Source organism: Altererythrobacter ishigakiensis (assembly GCF_001663155.1).
GTDB lineage: Bacteria > Pseudomonadota > Alphaproteobacteria > Sphingomonadales > Sphingomonadaceae > Erythrobacter > Erythrobacter ishigakiensis.
This window is the reverse complement of the sequence record NZ_CP015963.1, coordinates 971,717-990,507: the sequence shown is the minus strand read 5'-3', so window position 1 is coordinate 990,507 and position 18,791 is coordinate 971,717. Positions and strand designations below refer to the sequence as shown.

Annotated in this window: 13 protein-coding genes; 3 read left to right on the top strand and 10 right to left on the bottom strand. The window is 55.7% G+C overall.

Features of this window, described 5'->3' with window-relative positions:
- Position 1: 1 nt before the first annotated feature.
- Positions 2 to 823 (bottom strand): hypothetical protein, encoded by an 822-nt coding sequence (locus A6F69_RS04670; RefSeq protein WP_067598011.1) that lies wholly within the window; start codon positions 821 to 823, stop codon positions 2 to 4.
- On the bottom strand, positions 810 to 2,936 hold the full coding sequence (locus A6F69_RS04665; RefSeq protein ID WP_245638289.1) for an FAD-dependent oxidoreductase: 2,127 nt from the start codon (positions 2,934 to 2,936) through the stop codon (positions 810 to 812). Before A6F69_RS04665 ends, A6F69_RS04670 begins: the two co-directional genes overlap by 14 nt.
- Positions 2,937 to 3,138: 202 nt before the next feature.
- Here A6F69_RS04665 and otsB point away from each other — a divergent pair, with 202 nt between their 5' ends.
- The 3 genes from otsB to A6F69_RS04650 are packed head-to-tail and all read left to right on the top strand — an operon-like array spanning position 3,139 to position 7,084.
- A complete protein-coding gene (gene otsB / locus A6F69_RS04660) occupies positions 3,139 to 3,885 on the top strand; it encodes a trehalose-phosphatase (protein WP_067598008.1) in 747 nt (248 codons plus the stop codon).
- A complete protein-coding gene (locus A6F69_RS04655; RefSeq protein WP_067598005.1) occupies positions 3,870 to 5,702 on the top strand; it encodes a glycoside hydrolase family 15 protein in 1,833 nt (610 codons plus the stop codon). Before otsB ends, A6F69_RS04655 begins: the two co-directional genes overlap by 16 nt.
- Positions 5,699 to 7,084, top strand: a complete 1,386-nt coding sequence (locus A6F69_RS04650) for an alpha,alpha-trehalose-phosphate synthase (UDP-forming) (RefSeq protein WP_067598002.1) — start codon at positions 5,699 to 5,701, stop codon at positions 7,082 to 7,084. Before A6F69_RS04655 ends, A6F69_RS04650 begins: the two co-directional genes overlap by 4 nt.
- 352 nt (positions 7,085 to 7,436) lie before the next feature.
- On the opposite strand, the gene A6F69_RS04645 is transcribed toward A6F69_RS04650, so the two are convergent.
- The 8 genes from A6F69_RS04645 to A6F69_RS04610 all read right to left on the bottom strand — a co-directional run bounded on the left by A6F69_RS04645 (position 7,437) and on the right by A6F69_RS04610 (position 18,778).
- On the bottom strand, positions 7,437 to 8,963 hold the full coding sequence (locus tag A6F69_RS04645; RefSeq protein WP_067597999.1) for a tryptophan halogenase family protein: 1,527 nt from the start codon (positions 8,961 to 8,963) through the stop codon (positions 7,437 to 7,439).
- Positions 8,956 to 10,725, bottom strand: coding sequence for a tetratricopeptide repeat-containing sulfotransferase family protein (locus tag A6F69_RS04640; RefSeq protein WP_067597996.1), 1,770 nt, complete (start codon positions 10,723 to 10,725; stop codon positions 8,956 to 8,958). The genes A6F69_RS04645 and A6F69_RS04640 overlap by 8 nt, the downstream gene beginning before the upstream one ends.
- On the bottom strand, positions 10,718 to 11,503 hold the full coding sequence (locus A6F69_RS04635; protein ID WP_067602480.1) for a hypothetical protein: 786 nt from the start codon (positions 11,501 to 11,503) through the stop codon (positions 10,718 to 10,720). The genes A6F69_RS04640 and A6F69_RS04635 overlap by 8 nt, the downstream gene beginning before the upstream one ends.
- Positions 11,504 to 11,601: 98 nt before the next feature.
- Entirely contained in the window at positions 11,602 to 14,814 is a 3,213-nt protein-coding gene (locus A6F69_RS04630; protein ID WP_083984687.1) for a TonB-dependent receptor domain-containing protein, read from the bottom strand.
- Between the two features lie 195 nt (positions 14,815 to 15,009).
- The gene (hemN, locus tag A6F69_RS04625; protein ID WP_067597992.1) at positions 15,010 to 16,320 is read right to left on the bottom strand and encodes an oxygen-independent coproporphyrinogen III oxidase; all 1,311 of its coding nucleotides are present in this window, start codon (positions 16,318 to 16,320) and stop codon (positions 15,010 to 15,012) included.
- A gap of 45 nt (positions 16,321 to 16,365) precedes the next feature.
- Positions 16,366 to 16,581 (bottom strand): hypothetical protein, encoded by a 216-nt coding sequence (locus A6F69_RS04620; RefSeq protein ID WP_067597989.1) that lies wholly within the window; start codon positions 16,579 to 16,581, stop codon positions 16,366 to 16,368.
- Positions 16,578 to 16,730: a cbb3-type cytochrome oxidase assembly protein CcoS gene (gene ccoS / locus A6F69_RS04615; protein ID WP_067597986.1), complete on the bottom strand. Its 153-nt coding sequence runs from the start codon at positions 16,728 to 16,730 to the stop codon at positions 16,578 to 16,580. The genes A6F69_RS04620 and ccoS overlap by 4 nt, the downstream gene beginning before the upstream one ends.
- Entirely contained in the window at positions 16,727 to 18,778 is a 2,052-nt protein-coding gene (locus A6F69_RS04610) for a heavy metal translocating P-type ATPase (RefSeq protein WP_083984835.1), read from the bottom strand. The genes ccoS and A6F69_RS04610 overlap by 4 nt, the downstream gene beginning before the upstream one ends.
- Between the last annotated feature and the right edge of the window lie 13 nt (positions 18,779 to 18,791).

Below are 18,791 nucleotides of genomic sequence, written 5' to 3'. Positions count from 1 at the left end.
GCTACTTGCCTAAAGTCACGATGAGCATGCCAAGCGGAGTCTTGTCCTTGCTGGTATGGACATAGCCGACATATGTTCCGTTAGCCTGTTTGGACGGAATCCCTACTGTGGCAATGACCCCGCCGTCAGAAAGATCAGCGGAAAATTTGACGTCCGAGAGTGCCTTACCCTCTCCTTCTACAGGAGCGAGTGGAGTGGCCTTCAAGTCTTCAGCCCTGGTCGGCTTGGCTGGCCGTGCAATTGAAGTGGTCGTCGAACTTGCAGCCTTGCGGCCGGCGAATTCCACGGCAAGCCGCATTGCACCATTGCCAGTTGGCTGAGCAGTGGAAGACGGTGGCGCAGCCGATGAACCCCTTGTCGGCTGGTGCGTACGGAAGGGCGCTACTTTCGTCGTTCCGGGCTCGGGTGGCTCGGCAAAATCGGAGATCTGCCCGATCAATTGCTCGCACACATCGAAAGTCGTGCTGCTTAGCTGCCGTGCCAATTGCAACATGCGACGTGCCATTTCTTCGACGTCGCCGGGCACTTGCCGGAAGTTGTATTCTCCTTGGCGGAATTGCTCTGCCGCCTTTCGCCCCTGACCGATCGTCTCTGACAACGCATCGTAGGCACTCTTTACCAAATCCGAGACTTTGTCATCAAAATCGGTATCATCGCCCGCAGCTCCATTTCCGGCGATATCAGCGCTGGCGCCATTCTCATCCGCACCGCGTTTGCCCTTCTTAATTCGTTTCGAAGTCTTGCCGCTACGGTCGGGTGCCTTTCGGGCCAAAGCCGGTTTGGTTGTTCTTGTTGGGCTCTTCTTCTTGTTACGGGTGGTCATAAGCCATGATGTCCTCAAGCTTGGGTGATCCGCTTAATGCATGCGCCGCCAGCAGTCCCGACATGACCGCGCCTTCAACGCAGCCGGAATGGAATCCGCTATCGGTCCAGTCGCCGGCGATTGTGAGATTATCATAATCCACGTCGAGCGGCGAAATTCGAAAATGATGCGTGCCCTGTTTGTGAATCACGTAGCGATCTGACGGGTTCACATTGGCCCGCCAGTACTGGGTCGCGAAAAGAGCTTGCCCGCCTAGCTTTTGATCAAATGTACCGTCATCGGGCGCTTTGAGAATCGACCATCGGAAATCGCCAGTTTCGGTGAAAGCGCCGGGCCAGACTTCGCGCATCGGGCCCGTTAGATAATTTTCGGCTAAGCTACGAACTTCCTCTGCGCGGCGGGCTGGGTAGTCACGGTCATCGTCTGATGGAGGTTCGTCCGGATCCGGCAAAACGGCGCAAAAATAGACCGATGTTGCTGGCGGTTTACGCCAATTCTCTTCCGGTACAACATGCGCCATATCGCACCAGGTATCGAATGGTTTGGCAGATGCGCCGGTGATATAGGCTGGCCCTTCCCAACCCAGTTGATCAATATCTTCGTCCAACCACAACTGGAATGCCTGCGAAGCAACGGTCTTTACATTGGCACACATGCCCGCCCAGCGCTGGTCATTCTCGACAAGTTCTTTCGACACATAGGGAACAGCGCCAAGGCCAATCGCCAGCGCGACGAAGTCAAAGTCCTCACTGACCTTGATCGTCTTCTCAGTCGCCCGCCGCCGATCCCAATGCGATTCCAGATTCCAATTCTCTCGTGCAATCTTCCTGCCATTGGTCAGCTGATCGAGATCCGGCTGCGAGGGCCAGCATGGCTTGCCTTGAATGGTGACAAATGGGTCATACTCCCCGCCGCCCTTGATCTTGCCCTGTACATCAAAAGTCAGGCTGCCGATGTGATCCTTTCCTTTGTCCAACCCCATATTGGTCAAACGATGGAAGAATTCGAACTTAACCCCGCGCCGCTTCAAGGCGGTGTAGAGCGGTGCAAATACAACGTCGCCCATCCCGGCCCGCATGCGCCACATGAATGCGCCGCGATAGCCAAAGAAAGTTCGCATTGTCCCGCGTAGGCCTTGGCCGGCAGATATGCAGGGTTTGTCAGGATCACCGTTTTCGTAACCCATTGCGAGATCGTACAAGCCGCGCATGAAAGGGGACTGCAGCGAGCGCTCTGAAGCTCCGTTTATGCGCATCCATTCGCGACATTCATAGTCGTCGATCGAGTCTAGGCCACGTGGGTCGCTCATCACCTGATAACGGATCAGGCCAACCGTCGATGCCAAGGCAAGATCGGCAATTTCCCATAGAAAGCGGTTCGGATCATCGGCGATCCAGCGATCTTCAATCCAGCCGCGCAGCTGCTCAAGGCTGCCTTCCGCAGCTTTCAGAATGCTCTCCGCCCCTGCTGGGGAAACTGAGCGGATGAGCGATGCGAGAACTCCCAGCGCCTCTGCCAGCGCAGCGGTTCCGGCGAATGTGCCAAGCTTTGCAAGATAGGCGATGCGCGCAACGACATCACCTTCTGGAGGCCTCTCGAACCCTGCCAGCGTGGTTTCTCCATCCACCCTCGTATCATGCACAAGCGAGCGGAAGAGTTCGAAACCGCGTGCAATGTAATAGGGGAGCGAGAACACCGCGTCAGGCGGCAAGGGGTCGCCCGGCAATCCTGGACGCGGCGGCATGTGCGCCGTCCATTTCTCGAATCCTCCACCTTCCGCAGGTGAACATAGCGCTACGTCATTTTCAGGCGTCCACGCCTCGCGCCAATCGCCATAAAGATCCCCCAGCCCCGCAGCTTCCAGCTCGGCATGGCATTCGCGCATCATGCGGAAGGAATTGTCATAAAAGCCGAGCCAGATATGGAGACCGTGCTCTTCGATACGCCCACTAGGACCGCGGCCAGAAGCGCCTTTTCCTCCTAGTCGCCAGCCTTCCTGGTAGACCGTAACCTGATAGCGGCCGTTCAATTCGGGTTTGGTCAATTCCCATACCAACGCCATTGCGGCGCACCCGCCACCGATCACGGCAACCTTGATGGGATCAGCGCTCAACACACACCTGAACAGCGTTGAAAACAGGTCGAGCGGAGAGGCAATTGCCCCGTAAAATCATATCTTTCCCCAACGACCCAAGTAAACAATTCTCACATCACGGCGAGAAAGTCTACTGCCATGAAATTGCACATACGTATTACGTACTCTGGATGGACCGAAATGTGTTCCGCTGACCTGCTGACTACGATAGGCTGATACTATGCTCGATCATCGCGAACTTCAGCGGCCGCCGTCCTTGAATGACATCAATGAAACCAGCCCTATTTCACTGTTTCTCGATTTCGATGGGACCCTCGTAGAGATTGCCCCAACTCCGGACTCAATATTTGTTCCTTCCAGGCTTCCTGTTGCGCTCGAGGCACTTTCTGTACGGCTCGGAAATCGGATGGCCTTGATCAGCGGTCGATCTCTTGAAGATCTGGCTACCTATATGGGCGGCAGCTTGAAGGTCGCCCAAGCGGGGTCGCATGGTGCAGACAGGCGCATGGCTGATGGCAAGCCGTTGGGTCAACCGCCAGAAAGTTTGCCAGAAGAAGCGATCGCCGCGCTGACCGCATTTTCTGCGAAGAACGGCCTGCGCTATGAGGCCAAGACGCATGGCGGCGCTTTGCATTTCCGCGAGAACCCACAGCTGGATAAAATCGCGCTGCAATTCGGAGAGAGAGTTGCAGCCAGACACGGTTTAGCAATCAAGACAGGCAAATGTGTGGTCGAGCTGGTGCGCAAAGGCGCAGACAAAGGGTCGGCAGTTCGGGCTTTTATGGAGATTTCGCCATTCAATCAGACTGTACCGGTTTTCGTTGGTGACGATGTTACCGACGAAGACGGCTTTGCCGCTGCCAAAGATCTTGGCGGCTTTGGCATACTGGTTGGGGAGGCAAGGGAAAGTCTTGCCAGCTACATCCTTGCCTCGGTCGAAGAAGTTCATCAATGGTTAGACCTGTGACAAATTCAAAATCAGCCATTTCGGCGACTAGTGCCAATCTTGAGCTATGGCCCATCGGAAATTGTCAGGTCTCTGGCCTGATTGATCAAAGCGGGAGCCTGGTCTGGGGCTGCATCCCGCGCGTTGATGGCGACCCGGTTTTCTGCTCACTTCTCAATGGAGAACAGAATCAAGCCGGCGTTTGGCGCTTCGAACTTGATGGGCAGGTCTCCGCAACTCAGGAATATATCCGCAACACCCCCATATTGGTCACCAGGCTCGAATCCGAAGACGGAAGCGTGATCGAAGTGCTCGATTTCGCCCCGCGTTATGAAGGCAAGGGCCGAATGTATCGCCCCGTTGCATTCGGACGGATTGTGAGGCCGATCGCGGGTAATCCGCGGATCAAGGTCATCATGCGTCCGATGAAGAATTATGGCGCGGGGTTGGCAGAGACTACGAACGGCACCAACCATATCCGTTACCTAGTTGGTCCGCAAGCGCTGCGGCTTAGCACTGACGCGCCGGTTGGATACATCCTTGAGCAACGAACTTTCCGTATCGAAGAAGACACGCATTTCTTTCTTGGTCCGGATGAGCCGTTTGCAGGGAACCTGCGCGAAGAAATCCGGCGGATGGAACAATCAACGCGTAAATACTGGCAAGAATGGGTCCGCAGTCTGGCCATCCCGCTCGAATGGCAAAAAGAGGTGATCCGGTGCGCGATCACTCTCAAGCTGTGTCAGCATGAAGAGACTGGCGCGATCGTTGCCGCGCTGACCACATCGATCCCCGAAGCGGCCCATTCGGAACGCAATTGGGACTACCGCTACTGCTGGATCCGCGATTCGTACTACACGGTGCAAGCGCTCAACCGGCTGGGCGCACTCGATGTTCTTGAAAAATACCTCGGCTATCTGCGCAATATCGTCGACAGTGCAAAGGGAGGTCAGATTCAACCGCTTTATTCCGTAATGGGCGAGAGCGAACTTGATGAGACCACCGCCGCCTATCTGGCGGGCTATCGCGGCATGGGGCCCGTGCGGCGCGGCAATGCTGCTTACAAACAGGTTCAGCACGATTGTTACGGACAGATCGTGCTGCCCACGGTTCAAGGATTCATAGATGAACGATTGCTGCGTATCGCCGACGATCGTGACTACGAAAGCCTGGAAGAAGTCGGTGAAATGGCATGGGCGATGCATGACCAACCCGACGCCGGCCTTTGGGAATTCCGCACGCGACAGGAAGTGCACACCTATTCCGCTGTAATGAGCTGGGCGGCGTGCGACCGTTTGGCAAACACCGCTGAATGGCTGGAAAAATCGGATCGCGCCAGGCTTTGGCGCGAACGGGCGGACACGGTTCGGGCAAAAATTGAAACCGAAGCATGGAAGGAAAACGGAGCAGGCGGACACTACGGCGCCAGCTTTGAAAGCGACTATCTCGATGCAAGCCTCTTACAGATGGTGGAGCTGCGTTTCCTGGCGCCAGAAGATGACCGGTTCCAACAAACTTTTGCTGCCGTGGAGAAGCATTTGCGCCGCGGCGACCATATGCTGAGATATGCTGCAGAAGATGATTTTGGTGCGCCCGAAACTGCGTTTAATGTTTGCACCTTCTGGCTGATCGAGGCGCTGCATCTGGCCGGCCGCGACGAAGAAGCCCGCAATTTGTTCAAAACCATGCTAAGCCACAGAACGCAATCAGGCTTGCTCAGCGAAGACCTCGATTATGAAACCGGCGAACTTTGGGGGAATTTCCCGCAAACCTACTCGCTGGTTGGAGTGATCAACTGCGCCGGCCTGCTGTCGAAACCATGGAGTGAAGTCCGATAACCCGCCTTGTCGTTATCTCTAATCGTGTTGCTGTGCCTAAGGCACGCGGCGTGGCAGGTGCGCAGGGTGGTTTGGCAGGCGCGCTCAATTCAGCGCTGAAGGATTACGGCGGCATCTGGTTCGGTTGGTCGGGCGAGGAAAGTGAAGATCGCACCGGCAATATTAACCTGCAACGCAATGACGGTGTCACGACCGCGACCATTGATCTCTCAACCCGTGATATCGATGAATATTATAACGGCTATGCCAATTCGACGCTCTGGCCCTTATTCCATTATCGGCTCGATCTGACCGAATATGAACGTGAGACCGGCAAGGGGTATGAGCGCGTAAACGAGCGCTTTGCCGAATGCGTTACGCCGCTGATTGAAGAAGATGATTTAGTCTGGGTGCATGATTATCACTTGCTGCCACTGGGCGAACGTCTGCGGTCACGGGGTCTAAAGAACCGCATCGGATTCTTCCTGCACATACCTTGGCCGCCAGCGCGACTGTTCGTTTCGCTGCCTTATCACGAGCGGCTGGTTCGCACGATGCTCGATTATGATCTGATCGGGTTCCAGACGGAGGAATGGCTCGAGAGCTTTCTGCATTATTGCCGCAAGGAGCTGGGCGCTGATGTCGACGAGAACAGCGGCCAGATCAGCTTTGAAGGACAAACCGCTATTGCCCGGGCCTATCCCATCGGGATCGATTGGGAACACTTTCAGGCGCAAGGGGCAAAAGAGGAAGCAAAAGTTGCCGAGAAGCGGCTTCTATCCTCTACACGCGACCGGACAGCAATGATCGGAGTGGACCGTCTCGATTACTCCAAGGGTCTTCCAGAGCGGATTGATGGCATCGGCCGTTTTTTTGACCAGCATCCCGAACGCGTCCGCGATCTGGTGTTCATCCAAATCGCGCCGCCAAGTCGGGAGGATGTGGAAAGCTATCAGAAGATCCGGACCGAGCTTGAGCAGAAAACAGGGCAGATCAATGGCGCGCGCAGCGAGGTCGATCTGGTCCCCATCCGTTACGTGAACCATGGCTACAGTCATGCGGAGTTGTATGGCTTTTTCCGCGCTTCAAAAATCGGTCTGGTTACGCCACTGAGGGATGGCATGAATCTTGTCGCAAAAGAGTATGTCGCGGCGCAAGACCCCGATGACCCTGGCGTCTTGATTCTGTCACGTTTCGCAGGTGCTGCGCACCAGCTAGGTGACGCAGTGCTGGTCAATCCGCACAGCCCCGATGACCTCAGTCACGCCATCCGCGTTGCACTCGACATGCCTCTGAAAGAACGTAAGGCGCGCTATCTGGCGATGATCGACACGATCCGCGATGATAACGTGCAGGACTGGACCAAGCGATTTTGTGAAGACTTGAAGCAAACCGGCGCCTGATCTTAGCCTGAGAGATGCTTTCACAGAACGAGACAAGTTTCCGACAGCCGGACAAGCACCACTATTAGAACCCTTTGGGCGACTAAGCGTGTGAATCAAGGTGGGGGGGTGACCCTGCATTGACTCTGCAATCAATTTACCGGCTGCCGGCTCAGGTGACGTTCCAAGCATATTGTACCCGGTCGCGCCGACTTCCGCGCCACCGTCCCCACAATAACTGGCAGGCCAGCTTCGCACAGATGCGCGACGCCTGCGATATTTGCCCTCCACCTTCAGACAGGGCGCAGAATATCGCGGATCACAGGTTTGCTTTACCACTCTCAGCATTTGTGCAGGCGGATTGGCCGCCTTTTCAGGATGAACTTGCCCCGTATCTTTCAAGAAAGGAAGCATGGTCGGGAAGGGATTGCGCCTGTTGCTGTAGAGACTTTGCAAGCCGTTCGATATGCGGCGCGATGTCGCTGGCGGCGACGCGCGCAGTCAAGGAATGAACGCGTTGGGGCAATAGGTTCTGACCAATCAGAACAGCGGCCCACGAGCCGAGCTGGAACAGGTGTCCACCATCTATGGTTAGTGCTCCCTCGCGTTCCCAGAGATCCAGGTTTTCAGCCAGCGACTCCGGCACGTCCATCGCCGCGCAATAGCGCCAAAATTCAGAGTCATCGCGCTGATTAACCTTATAGTGTGCGATTATAAGGTCTCGCACCTGACACCATTCCCTAGAGCTTTGATTGTTGAATCGATCGCGTAAGGCAGGACTGATGTCCCTTGCTGGCAGGAGGTCAGCAAGTCGTTCCAGCGCAGTTTGCACCAGATGAATGCTGGTGGATTCCAGCGGCTCGAGAAAACCCGCAGCCAGCCCTAATCCGACTACATTTCCCACCCAGGCCCGTTGCCTGCGCCCTGTGGTGAATCGCAATAGACGCGGATCACCTATGAGTTCTCCGTCCAGATTGGTCAGGAGGCGCGCCTCGGCGTCATTGTCGGACGAAAACGAACTGGCGTAGACATGGCCGTTGCCCACACGGCGCTGAAGGGGGATCCGCCACTGCCAACCTACTGCATGCGCTATCGAGCGTGTGGCTGGTATGATTTGAGAGGAGTTAGGTTTGCTCTGAATAACAACAGCGCGGTCGGCAGGGAGCCAATGGCTCCAATCGTCGAAGGGCTCATCCATCGCCTCACCCAAGAGCATGCTGCGAAAACCGGAGCAATCGATGAACAGATCTGCCTTGATCCTGCGTCCATCTTCGAGATTGATTGCGTCTACATCCCCACTCTCGGGTGAGCGCTCTACACCCACAGCAACACCCTCAATTCGCGTTACACCTTGGGTTTCAGACACCTTCCTCAGGTGCGCTCCATAGGCAATGGCGTCAAAATGGTATGCATGAGGTAGCAAGTCGCTGAGTTGTCCAGGATTGCGGGGATCGAACCCAAACCGGCTTTGATCAGTTGCTGCGCGGCCCAAGAACAGGCTTTCCCATCTGGGGTAGTCGGCTGCACCCGCCTGCTGCCCGAGGCGCCACCAGTGATGCATCCTCACCAGTGCGTCCAGCTCTTGGCCGACACGGCCAAAAGCATGAAGGTACCGATCCCCTACCTTTCCCCAATTCTCGAACTGGATACCAACTTTGAAGGTACCTTGCGTGTCGCGCAGAAACGCAGCCTCATCAATCCCGCAGAACTGGTTGAACTTGCGGATCGGCGGGATCGTCGCTTCGCCTACACCCACGACGCCAATTGCATCGCTTTCAAGCAATTCGATTTCAGCAACGCGTCCCAATATGCGCGAGAGAAATGTTGCAGCCATCCAACCGGCTGAACCACCGCCGACGATCAGGATCTTGCGCAAGGGATCACTGCGAGGATCAGTCATGCGCAAATTCTCCCAAAGCAGCGCGCAAGGGGCCTAGCCAAGGTTCATAGGCCTTCCATACGCCGATGCCCTTGCGATTGAGCGGCTTGCGCACTTGCTCACTGCTCGCGGTCGCAACCGGTTCCTTGGAAAGATGGAACTCAAGCACTTGCGGCTCGAACGGGATATCCATCGCCGAGAACATGGACATGGTCTCACTCTCGGCTGAATCCACCAAAGCTTCGTAGTTCTGAAGTTGGATCCGCCCCGGAAAACGCCGCGACAATGTATCCGTCTGGCGAACATAATCTCGGTAAAAGAGGCCGATATCGGATAGATCGCTGGCGGCTGGATGACCTCTGGCGAACAGCGTCTTGAAGTTTGACCAGCAACAATCCATCGCATCGCGTCGAATGTCTATGATGCGTGCTTGGGGCAGCATGCGTAGGATCAGCGGCAAATGGCGCCAGTTCATGTGAAGCTTGTCGACAAAGAAGCCAGCGTCAGTCTTCATGCGTTCCTTTGCGCGAGCCACATACCATTGCCCCATATTGGCAAGAGACCCATCACTTAGCCCCGCGACGGTGTGTTCCAGTCTGTCTTCGCCTGCATCGTTACGAAGCCGATCGACCATATGCGGCACGATCGAAAGCTCGCCCAAAGCCTCAATGCGCGAATGCCTGCCCAACATTCGCTCGACTAAGGTTGAACCTGCCCGGGGCATTCCGAGAACGAAGATTGGAACTGGCTCTTTGGAGTCTGGTCGATGCACGGCGGGCTCGGGATTGTCGCCAAGTGCATCAAGATATCTGTCAACTTGCGATGTGATCTCTTTCGCATCATAGGGCTGCGCTAATCGGCGAAGCCTGTTTCCCGCTGTGAATTGAGCGAATGCGTACTCAAACTTGCCTCTCGCATCGTGCGCAATGCCGAGCGCGAAGTGAAGATTGCCCGCATGCTCGGGCTGATCGCCGCGCTGAGCAAGCGACTTTTCGATCTGCGCGATATCATCATCTGTAAGAACAGATGCATCAAGGTCAGCGAGGCTCCACCATGCGCGACCATGATTGGTATCTTGCGCAATCGCGCTGCGATAAGCTGCCAATGCTTCTGCACGTTTGCCGTCAAAACGCAGGCTGTCACCAAGGTTGGTAAGTGCCTCGGGCGATTTCGGATCGAGCCGGACTAATTCCTTATTGGCCTTGGTCGCGCTCGCATAGTCACCGCGCTCCGTGTGTATGCGCGAAACCAAATTGACCAGTTCGGCGTCATCGCGGCGTCTCGCAACAACCGGTTCAATTATCCGCAAGGCATCAGTCAACCTATCAACCAGCATCAGCGCATTGGCATAGAGAATTCGCGCACGCAGGAACCCCGGAGCGCGGCTGAGGACTTTCTCCAGCATGGGCAGCACCTTAAATGCCACACCAAGAGCGATTCCAGCTTCTGCCGACAGCGTTAGTGCGGCCAGGTCTTCAGGCTCACGCTGCAAATGCTCAGCCAGAACTCGACTAGCTTCGCCAAATTCCTTCGCATTCATCTGTCTTGCAGCTTCGGTCAGTGCCTGCACAGCAGAGCTGTGATGAATGGCCGAAATCTCCGCTTGATGCGCTTCAGCAGCCTCACCCAACTGGCGGTGCACCGCTGCTGCAGCGCGCAAAAGCTTGGGGTCGTGTGGCGAAAGCCTCAACTGCCCTTGCAACTCGGTCAGAACGGTGCGTGGATCGGTTTCCTTAATTCCGGATGTTGAATTACCGTTCTTCACGATCTTCGGCTCATCCATAACCCAGTATCGCGCGCAAACCGGGGCTTGCGAAGTCAACGATGGCTCGCTGCTGCTCTGTCAGTTCCTCTGGAAGAGAGGTAAGGTTGCCCGATAGGTTCTGTTTCGCGGTACCGCTATTAGCCGGGTCAGCACCAATCTTCACTCGATCACGCCAGTCGTTTGGCATGTTGATGCCGCAAGCCTCAAGCAGGTCGCGAAAATACACCTCAGACGCAGGCGCATCAAGATCACGCAGGGCCGCTACCAGCTCCTCATATCGCACGAGATGAACACCGGTGCCGAGCCAGGCTACTGCGTTGTGGGAGTAGGTTTCCTTAAGCGCTGGCAGCGCTCGCGGGATGCCAAAGATGACCATGCTGATGAGGTCATCAGCGCTAATCGGCGCTGACTTCAACATCTCCAATTCGCCAGTAAATTCATCCGACAGCATGAAACGTGCTTTGGATAGCACCCAGCTGTAAGGATCGCGTACCAATAGCACTTTCCTAGCCACACTGGTCGCAATCGCGGATACATCTGAATGAAACAGGTGCCCCCAGCTCAGTTTGGCTGGCGGGCCGTCAAATGCGGCCAGATGATCGCGCAGGTTTCCATACTGAATAAAATCCCGATCATAATGCTGCTCGACCGGCACAAACATTCGGACGATATTGCGCAGCAAATGACTGCCTGATTTCGGCACCGAATTCAGGAACAGATGCTTTTCCAGTGGTACCTGCTCGAATTCAGCATTGCGCGCGTTCAGATCGTCAGGTTTGAGGTGAATCTCAGGCATGATCGGATTCAATGTAACGGGTCAATGAGGCCAAGCCCAATAAAAAAGGGGTGACAGACAATGCCCGCCACCCCTCTACTATCGTCTACGCGTTCGACTTAGAACTTCGCACGAGCTTGCAGGAATGCGCGACGACCAAGGAAGTCATACTGCGATGCCTGTGGCACGTTTGCGAACGGTGTAACGAGACCTGAGACCTGAGGTGGCTCGGTATCGAACAGGTTCGCAATGCCCAGTGTGACCTCAAAGCGATCATCCTGGAAGCTCTGGGTGATTGAGGCATTGTGATACCAGACTGCATTCGTGCGCGGCACAACACAGTAAGGCTCGCCATAGACCACCTCGAAAGAGGGCGTCGGGTTACACAAACTACCGAAGTCTTCGATGTAGTCTGCCTCGCTCGATGAAGCACCGATAACAGTGACACCATATAGCAAAGTTGTGTTACCTTTTTCCCAGGTCGCTATCATGTTGCCGGTGAACTTCGGATCACCAACGTCACCGTTAAGCTTCTCGTCCTCCGTCAGGTTTGCAGCATCGGACCCGAACGTGATGATCTGGTCCTTGGTTTGCAGAGTGGCCTGACCGAGCAGAGACAATTCGCCCATGTCACCCAGATCGTGCCGAACACGCAGAGTGAAATCGAAACCCTTGTTGCTCTGTTCATCAATATTGATGAACTGACGGTTCACGAAGCGGATATTATTGATATCGCCGTCCTGACCACGCTCGAAGAATGAGCAGAACGGGCTGTTCGGGAAGTCAGCGGCGTCATAGCAGCCCGAAACGATCTGATACGGATCAAGCTGCGAGATCTCGCCCTCGACGTTGATGTCAAAGTAGTCGATCGTCAGAGCAATATCTGTATCGGGCAGGAAATCGAACGATGGCGTAAGGATCATGCTGGCCGTGAAAGCAGTGGACGTTTCCGGCTCAAGCACGCCGAGCCCGCCAGATGTAAACACAGTCACCTGAATTCCTGCGCCTGTGTGATCGGCAGGGATACCACCGGCCGGACCGTTCAGGAATGTCTGATCGGCCTGGCAGTTCGTTGCCATGGTTTGCGTGATCGTTCCATCATCAAGCTGTTCCTGCCAACGGACACAGGGGTCAACGTTACGCTGGCGCGCTCCGCTGGCCTGGCTGCCAAGGAATTGCTCGAACAATGCCGGAGCTCGATAGGATGTACCGTAAGTTGAACGCAGCCGGAGCCAGTCTGACACCTGCCAATTACCGGTCAACTTGTAAGTCCAGTTTCCGTTGCTTGAGTCGCTGCGACCATCAGGTGCGGTTGCGCTCACATTAGTGACACGCGCAGCAGCAGATACCTCCAGGTTCTGAACCAGAGGTTGATCGACCATCAAAGGAATGCGGACTTCGGCAAAAGCTTCCTTCGTGGTTGTCCGCCCGCGAGTTGGCGTCGACGAGAAGTTGTTTGCAAAGCCGTTGTCGACATAATCATCCGGATTGTTCGGATCGCCACCCGGCACCAAGGCATATGTGATGTCGCCTGGCGTATCGTTGATTTCATCGCGGCGGATCACACCACCGACTGCGAAACCAAGCGGACCTGCGGGTAACTCAAACAATTCACCCGAAACAGAAGCTTCAGCGAACATCTGCTCGTATACTGTCTTGCCGGTTTCAGTATCAACCAGATAGTCGACTTCCTCCGGTGTCAGATCACCAGCCATGACGCGCGGATCAACCCAGTTGATCTGCAAGCAAGGCTTCTCCTCAATGGCGGTGAACAAGCCGGAGCAGCCATAACCGTAAGCACGGTCAGTTTGCTGCGTGATACTGTCCTGCAGGATCTGCTGCAGCGTATATTTGCCTTCTGAACGGCTGTACTGGCCATGGATATCGTACGATAAAGTGTCGCTCAGGTCTCCACGCGCGCCGAGGACGCCGCGGTAATAGTCAACGTCGATCCAGTTGTCGTACTGATCAAGGATGCCTGTCGGGCTGATGAAGGCCCCCAAACCACCGAAAGAGGTCCAGCCCGGGAACGGGTCGTCCGGATCACCCGGAGCATAAAGATCCGTGTAGCCGAAATTATAGAACTGCGAATATGTATCGACGTAGGTTTCGCGGCGATTGAAGAGACCTTCCGCATAAATCTCTACGCCTTCGGTCAGTTCGAAAGAGGCATCGAGATAGGCTGTGAAACGCTCGGTCTCAGGAATAACTGTGCTCGCCTGCTCAAACGGGTGATAGGCATTGCGCAGGATATAGGCGTTGGGGTCTTCGTAACTAACCACATACCAATCGGGCGGTGTTATTACGTTGAACGGGTTAACTGCCGGGCCCGGAGGCGGGATGTATGCGCCCAAGTTGTCATTGCCGTAGCTATATTGCAGTAGTGACACGATAGTCGGGTTGAAGAAGTTCGGATCCTGATCCTGCAAGTTGTCAGAGAAATAGGTCCAGACGTGACCCCAAAGCGTACCATCCGGGCAACCAATTTCACCAGTGCGCGGATCAATCAGGTCGAGTCGACGCTCACCATCTTCGCTAAACACGTAATCTTGCGGACACCCTAGGAAGTCGCGATCCTGACGCTGCAACTCGCGTTGTTTGTAATAGTCGCCTGCCAACAGAATGTGGCCTCGATCAAATTCCTTGCCCCAAGCAAGGCTGACGCTGGTTTCCTCGCCACCCTCTTCAAAAGTCTGGGAGCGGAAGAAGTCAAACTCCAACCCATCGGTCTGCTTTTTGGTACGGATATTTACCACACCGGCAACTGCGTCTGAGCCGTAAATCGACGATGCGCCGTCTTTCAGCACATCGACCTGTTCAATGATGATTCCCGGCAAAACGTTGAGATCAAAGGCAGAGACCGCGCCACGTGTGCCTGCAGGGCCTGCACGACGATCATTCAGCAGAACAAGCGTACGCTCGGCACCCAAGCCACGCAACGATACCGTCTGAGCACCAGGTCCGCCGTTGGAAATGGTGTTTGCCGAAATCGCCGACGTAATTTGTGTCGAACCATTCGCAATCGGTGATTGCTGAATGATTTCAGCCGCAGTGTTCAAACCCTGCTTACGCTGCAATTCCGGATCGATGATGGTTAGCGGAGAAGCGCTCGTCGTTTCATTGCGGCGAATGCGAGAACCGGTGACAACAATCTGGCCCTCGCTTTGAGTCTGGGCATTGGTGTCATCGATTACGACAACTTCATCCTGACCTTCGGCTGCACTGTCTTGTGCCAATGCTGGGCTTGCAAGTGTTATAGCCAATGCTGATACGCCAGCACTGGTTAGCCATCGTACGGCTTTCGGATCCGAGAATCCGGAACTTCTTTTCATGAGTTTTCCCCTGTCGGGCTGAGCTACTTCAGCATCCTATCAAATGTTGAATTGACAAGGTGTACACCTCGCCAACGTCAGCCCCGGACCTTTAGATAAACATCGTAAAGTCATGGCTATCAAGTATCTGTGACGGCCAAGTTGACTTATTTGGATCAGCTGTGTCTCGTCAGCAACACACTGGCTGCAGTGCGGTCAAACTGCAGAGCTGAAGCGAAATTGGCCTGCCTGTCGGTACTGGTCGAAAATCGCTGCGATGGTCCGTGAGTAGGGTCGGCCATCGTCGGTGATAGTCAGATCAAGTCCCTCAATCGTAACGAGTTCTCGCTCAACAAACGGCTGGAGCAGCGAACCACGCGAGGCCAGCTGGCAGGGTGAGAGCCGTGCACGTCCATTGCAAAGCAGGCCTTCGATAACTTTGCCCACCATCAGATCCCGTGCTCTTCGCTCAATACCATGAGAACCGGTAAGGAGCCCTTGGGAAGCGAGCATCCGATAACGTCCGCTGTTCTTTTCATTCTGGATTAACAGGTCCGGGAACACGCTGATCGCTGAAGCCCCCAGACCAATGAGCGTCGAAGATCTATCATCTGTGAACCCCTGGAAATTGCGTTTTAGCGTCCCTTCGCGCGCAGCATGCGCCATCGGATCGTTCGGCAAAGCAAAGTGATCGAAGCCAATCGCGTCATAGCCATGCGTGGTCAGGAACTCATAACCATGGCGCGCCATGTCAAATCGCTTTCGGGCATCGGGCAAAGCATCTGCATCAATCGCTGTCTGACGCTTCACGATATGCGGCACATGCGCATAGCCAAACAGCGCGATCCGGTCTGCCCCGAACAGACGCGTGTTTTCCAAGCTCTCTTCCAGATCGGACATTGTCTGCTGCGGCAGTCCGTACATCAGATCAAAATTAAGCGAGGTTACACCTGCATTGCGCAGCCAATCCGTGCTGCGCCAGATCATCGTGTCGCTTTGCTCGCGACCGATGGCCTTTTGACAATGTGGTGCAAATGTCTGCACTCCCATGCTGGCTCTGGTGACGCCGGCAGCGCCGATGGCCCGTGCCCAGTCGGCGGTCATTGTCCGCGGATCAATCTCGATCGACCATTCAGCATCATCGATCGGAAATTTTTCATGCAAGGCATCAACCAGATCTAGAAACTCGCTGGGGTAGATTGCATTGGGGCTGCCCCCGCCAAATACGATCCGCCGAACTTTCGCATAACCTGGAAGAATGCGGCTCATTGTGACGATTTCAGCGTGCAGCGCCGTAAGATAGCTTCCCACACGCTGTCGCCTGCCAGCTGCCGCAGTGTTGCAACCGCAATAGAAACAGATTTTCTCACAAAAGGGAATGTGGACATACAACGAAACATCCCCCGAAGTTCGCTCCAAAGCATCCCGCATCGCCGCCGAGGGAAGGTCGTCGAAGTCGGCGGCCGTTGGATAGCTCGTGTACCTAGGTACTGGCTGCTCGAGTAGCTCTGGGTAGTACGTCCACATACAAACGCTTAAAGCGCAGGGCGCGCGTAGCGTCCTTGAGCCAGATCAAACCGTCCTTTTCGATTTTGGCCGGCACGTGCCAGCGTGGCATGCCTTCAGGTCGCAAGGCTCATCCGGGGCCTTGTCTTCGCCGTCGCCAAGCGGGATGGAAATGGTGCCACCATTACACAGCGCCGCGATCAGAACATCTGCCTCCGCATTTGCTGGCGGCGCAGGGATTGAAGCGAGCACAAAGGCAAAAGCAGCTAGGCGCGGGATCATTTTGGCTCATCCTCGTCATCGATCAGAATGCGTTGTGCAGCCCCATCAAGATCTTCGAATTGTCCGTCCTTCATGGCCCAAAAGAACATCGCCAAGCCAAATGCGCCCATTCCCAACGCAACCGGGATAAGGAACATCAATCCGTTCATTTGATCGCTCCTGCCAACCTGAGTGAATTGCCGACCACGATGAGCGAACTGATCGACATCGCGATTGCCGCGATAAGCGGCGTAACCATGCCGAAAAAGGCAAGCGGAACTGCAAGGATATTGTATCCAATCGCGAGCACGAAGTTCTGCCGAACTACCCGCATGGTTGCGCGCGCGACCCGCACTGCCTTTGCAACCGGCATCAATCTCTCGCCAATGAATACCGCGTCCGCGGCCTGCTGGCTGGCGTCACTGGCGCTGCCCGGCGCAATCGCGGCATGCGCCGCAGCAAGAGCTGGACCGTCATTCAGCCCATCTCCCACCATTAGCGGAAGCTGGCCCGCAGCCTTCATCGCGTTGAGCAATTCGAGTTTGTCTGCCGGCGACAAGCCGCCCTTTCCGGCAAGGCCAAAGCGACTGGCCACAGCATCAACCGCCTCGACTCGGTCGCCTGAGAGCAGCGCGGATTCAAGGCCAAGCTCGTCAAGCGATTTCAAGGTCTCGGCTATATCTTCCCGTAGTGGGTCAGCAAAATGGATCACACACGCCTTGTCGCCGATCCGCAGCTCGCTGGTTGGGTGGTCCGATGTTTCGGATGGACGTGCAAGCGCAACCTCCGTTCCATCAAGACTGGCAAACACACCTTCACCGGGGCGCTCAGTAACGTCAGAGATCGCCGCAGGTGCAGCTCCCTCTAACAACAGTGTCTTCGAAAGGCCCTTGCTGAGCGGATGTCGGCTGTTCTGGGCAAGGGCCAAGCCCACCGCTTTCGCCTCTTCGCTCAGCTGACTCACATCAGGGCGAGGCTCACCCAGCGTCAGCGTGCCGGTCTTGTCGAAACATACGCTGTCGACTTCAGCCAAGCGTTCAAGCGCTGTGCCATCCTTGACCAGAAGCCCCTCTTTTAGCAGCCGGTTGCTCGCGACCACTTGCGCAGCAGGCACGGCCAACCCCAGCGCGCATGGACAAGTGATGATCAGGACCGCAATCGCGATGATCAGCGATTGATGCCAACCTGCGCCCGCGATCATCCACCCGGTAAAGGCAAGTGCGGCCAGCGTGTGTACCGCAGGGGCATAATAGCGCGAAGCCTTGTCAGCAATGCGGACATAGCGGCTGCGCGATTGCCCGGCCTCATCCATGAGCCGCGCAATTTCTGCGACCTTGGTATTGCTGGCAACCGCAGTGGCGCGCACGCGAAGGGGTGACATGACATTGATCGTGCCGGCATGAATTTCACTGCCCGGTTTGGCCGGTTCAAGCCGGCTCTCACCGGTCAGCATCGAGTTGTCGATCGCGCTGGAGCCTTCGATAACCTCGCCGTCAGCTGCCAGCGCTTCGCCAGCTGCGACAAGCATCACCATGCCTGGTTCGATTTCGTTTGCGGGCACGCGACTGACGCTGCCATCTTCACCGACCACAGCAGCGCTCTTCCCCATTTTGCCGAGCAGCGCATCAATCCCGGCGCGGGTCTTGCCGCGCATCATCGCATCGAGCGCGCGTCCGCACAGCAGGAAGAACAGCAGCATGACCACGCTTTCGAAATAGGCGTGTTCTCCGCCGGTCGCGGTTTCATAGAAGCTCATTGCGCTGGCGAGCAGAACCCCAAGGGAGATCGGAACGTCCATGTTGGTCCGCCAGTGCTTCAGCGCCATCCAGGCAGAAGCAAAGAATGGACGTCCGGCATAGGCAATGACTGGAACTGCGATGATCGCTGAAAGCCAATGGAACAGCTGTTTGGTTATGTCGCTCGCCCCGGACCAGATGCTGACCGAAAGCAGCATGATGTTCATCATTCCAAAGCCGGAGACAGCCAGCGCGCGGAGCAAGAGTTTGCGATCCGCGTCATTGGTGCCAAGCGGGTTGTCTTCGATACGCTGCGCCTCGAACCCCAGATCCTCGATGGCATGGATCAGAGCGTCTTCGTCAACGGCGGGAGCGTGACGCAAGGCGACGCGTTTGGCAGAGAAATTCACGCGCGCTTCCGCAACGCCTTCGACCTTGGGCAACTCACGCTCAAGTTTGGCGATGCAGCCTGCGCAGCGCATGCCAGGAACGGAA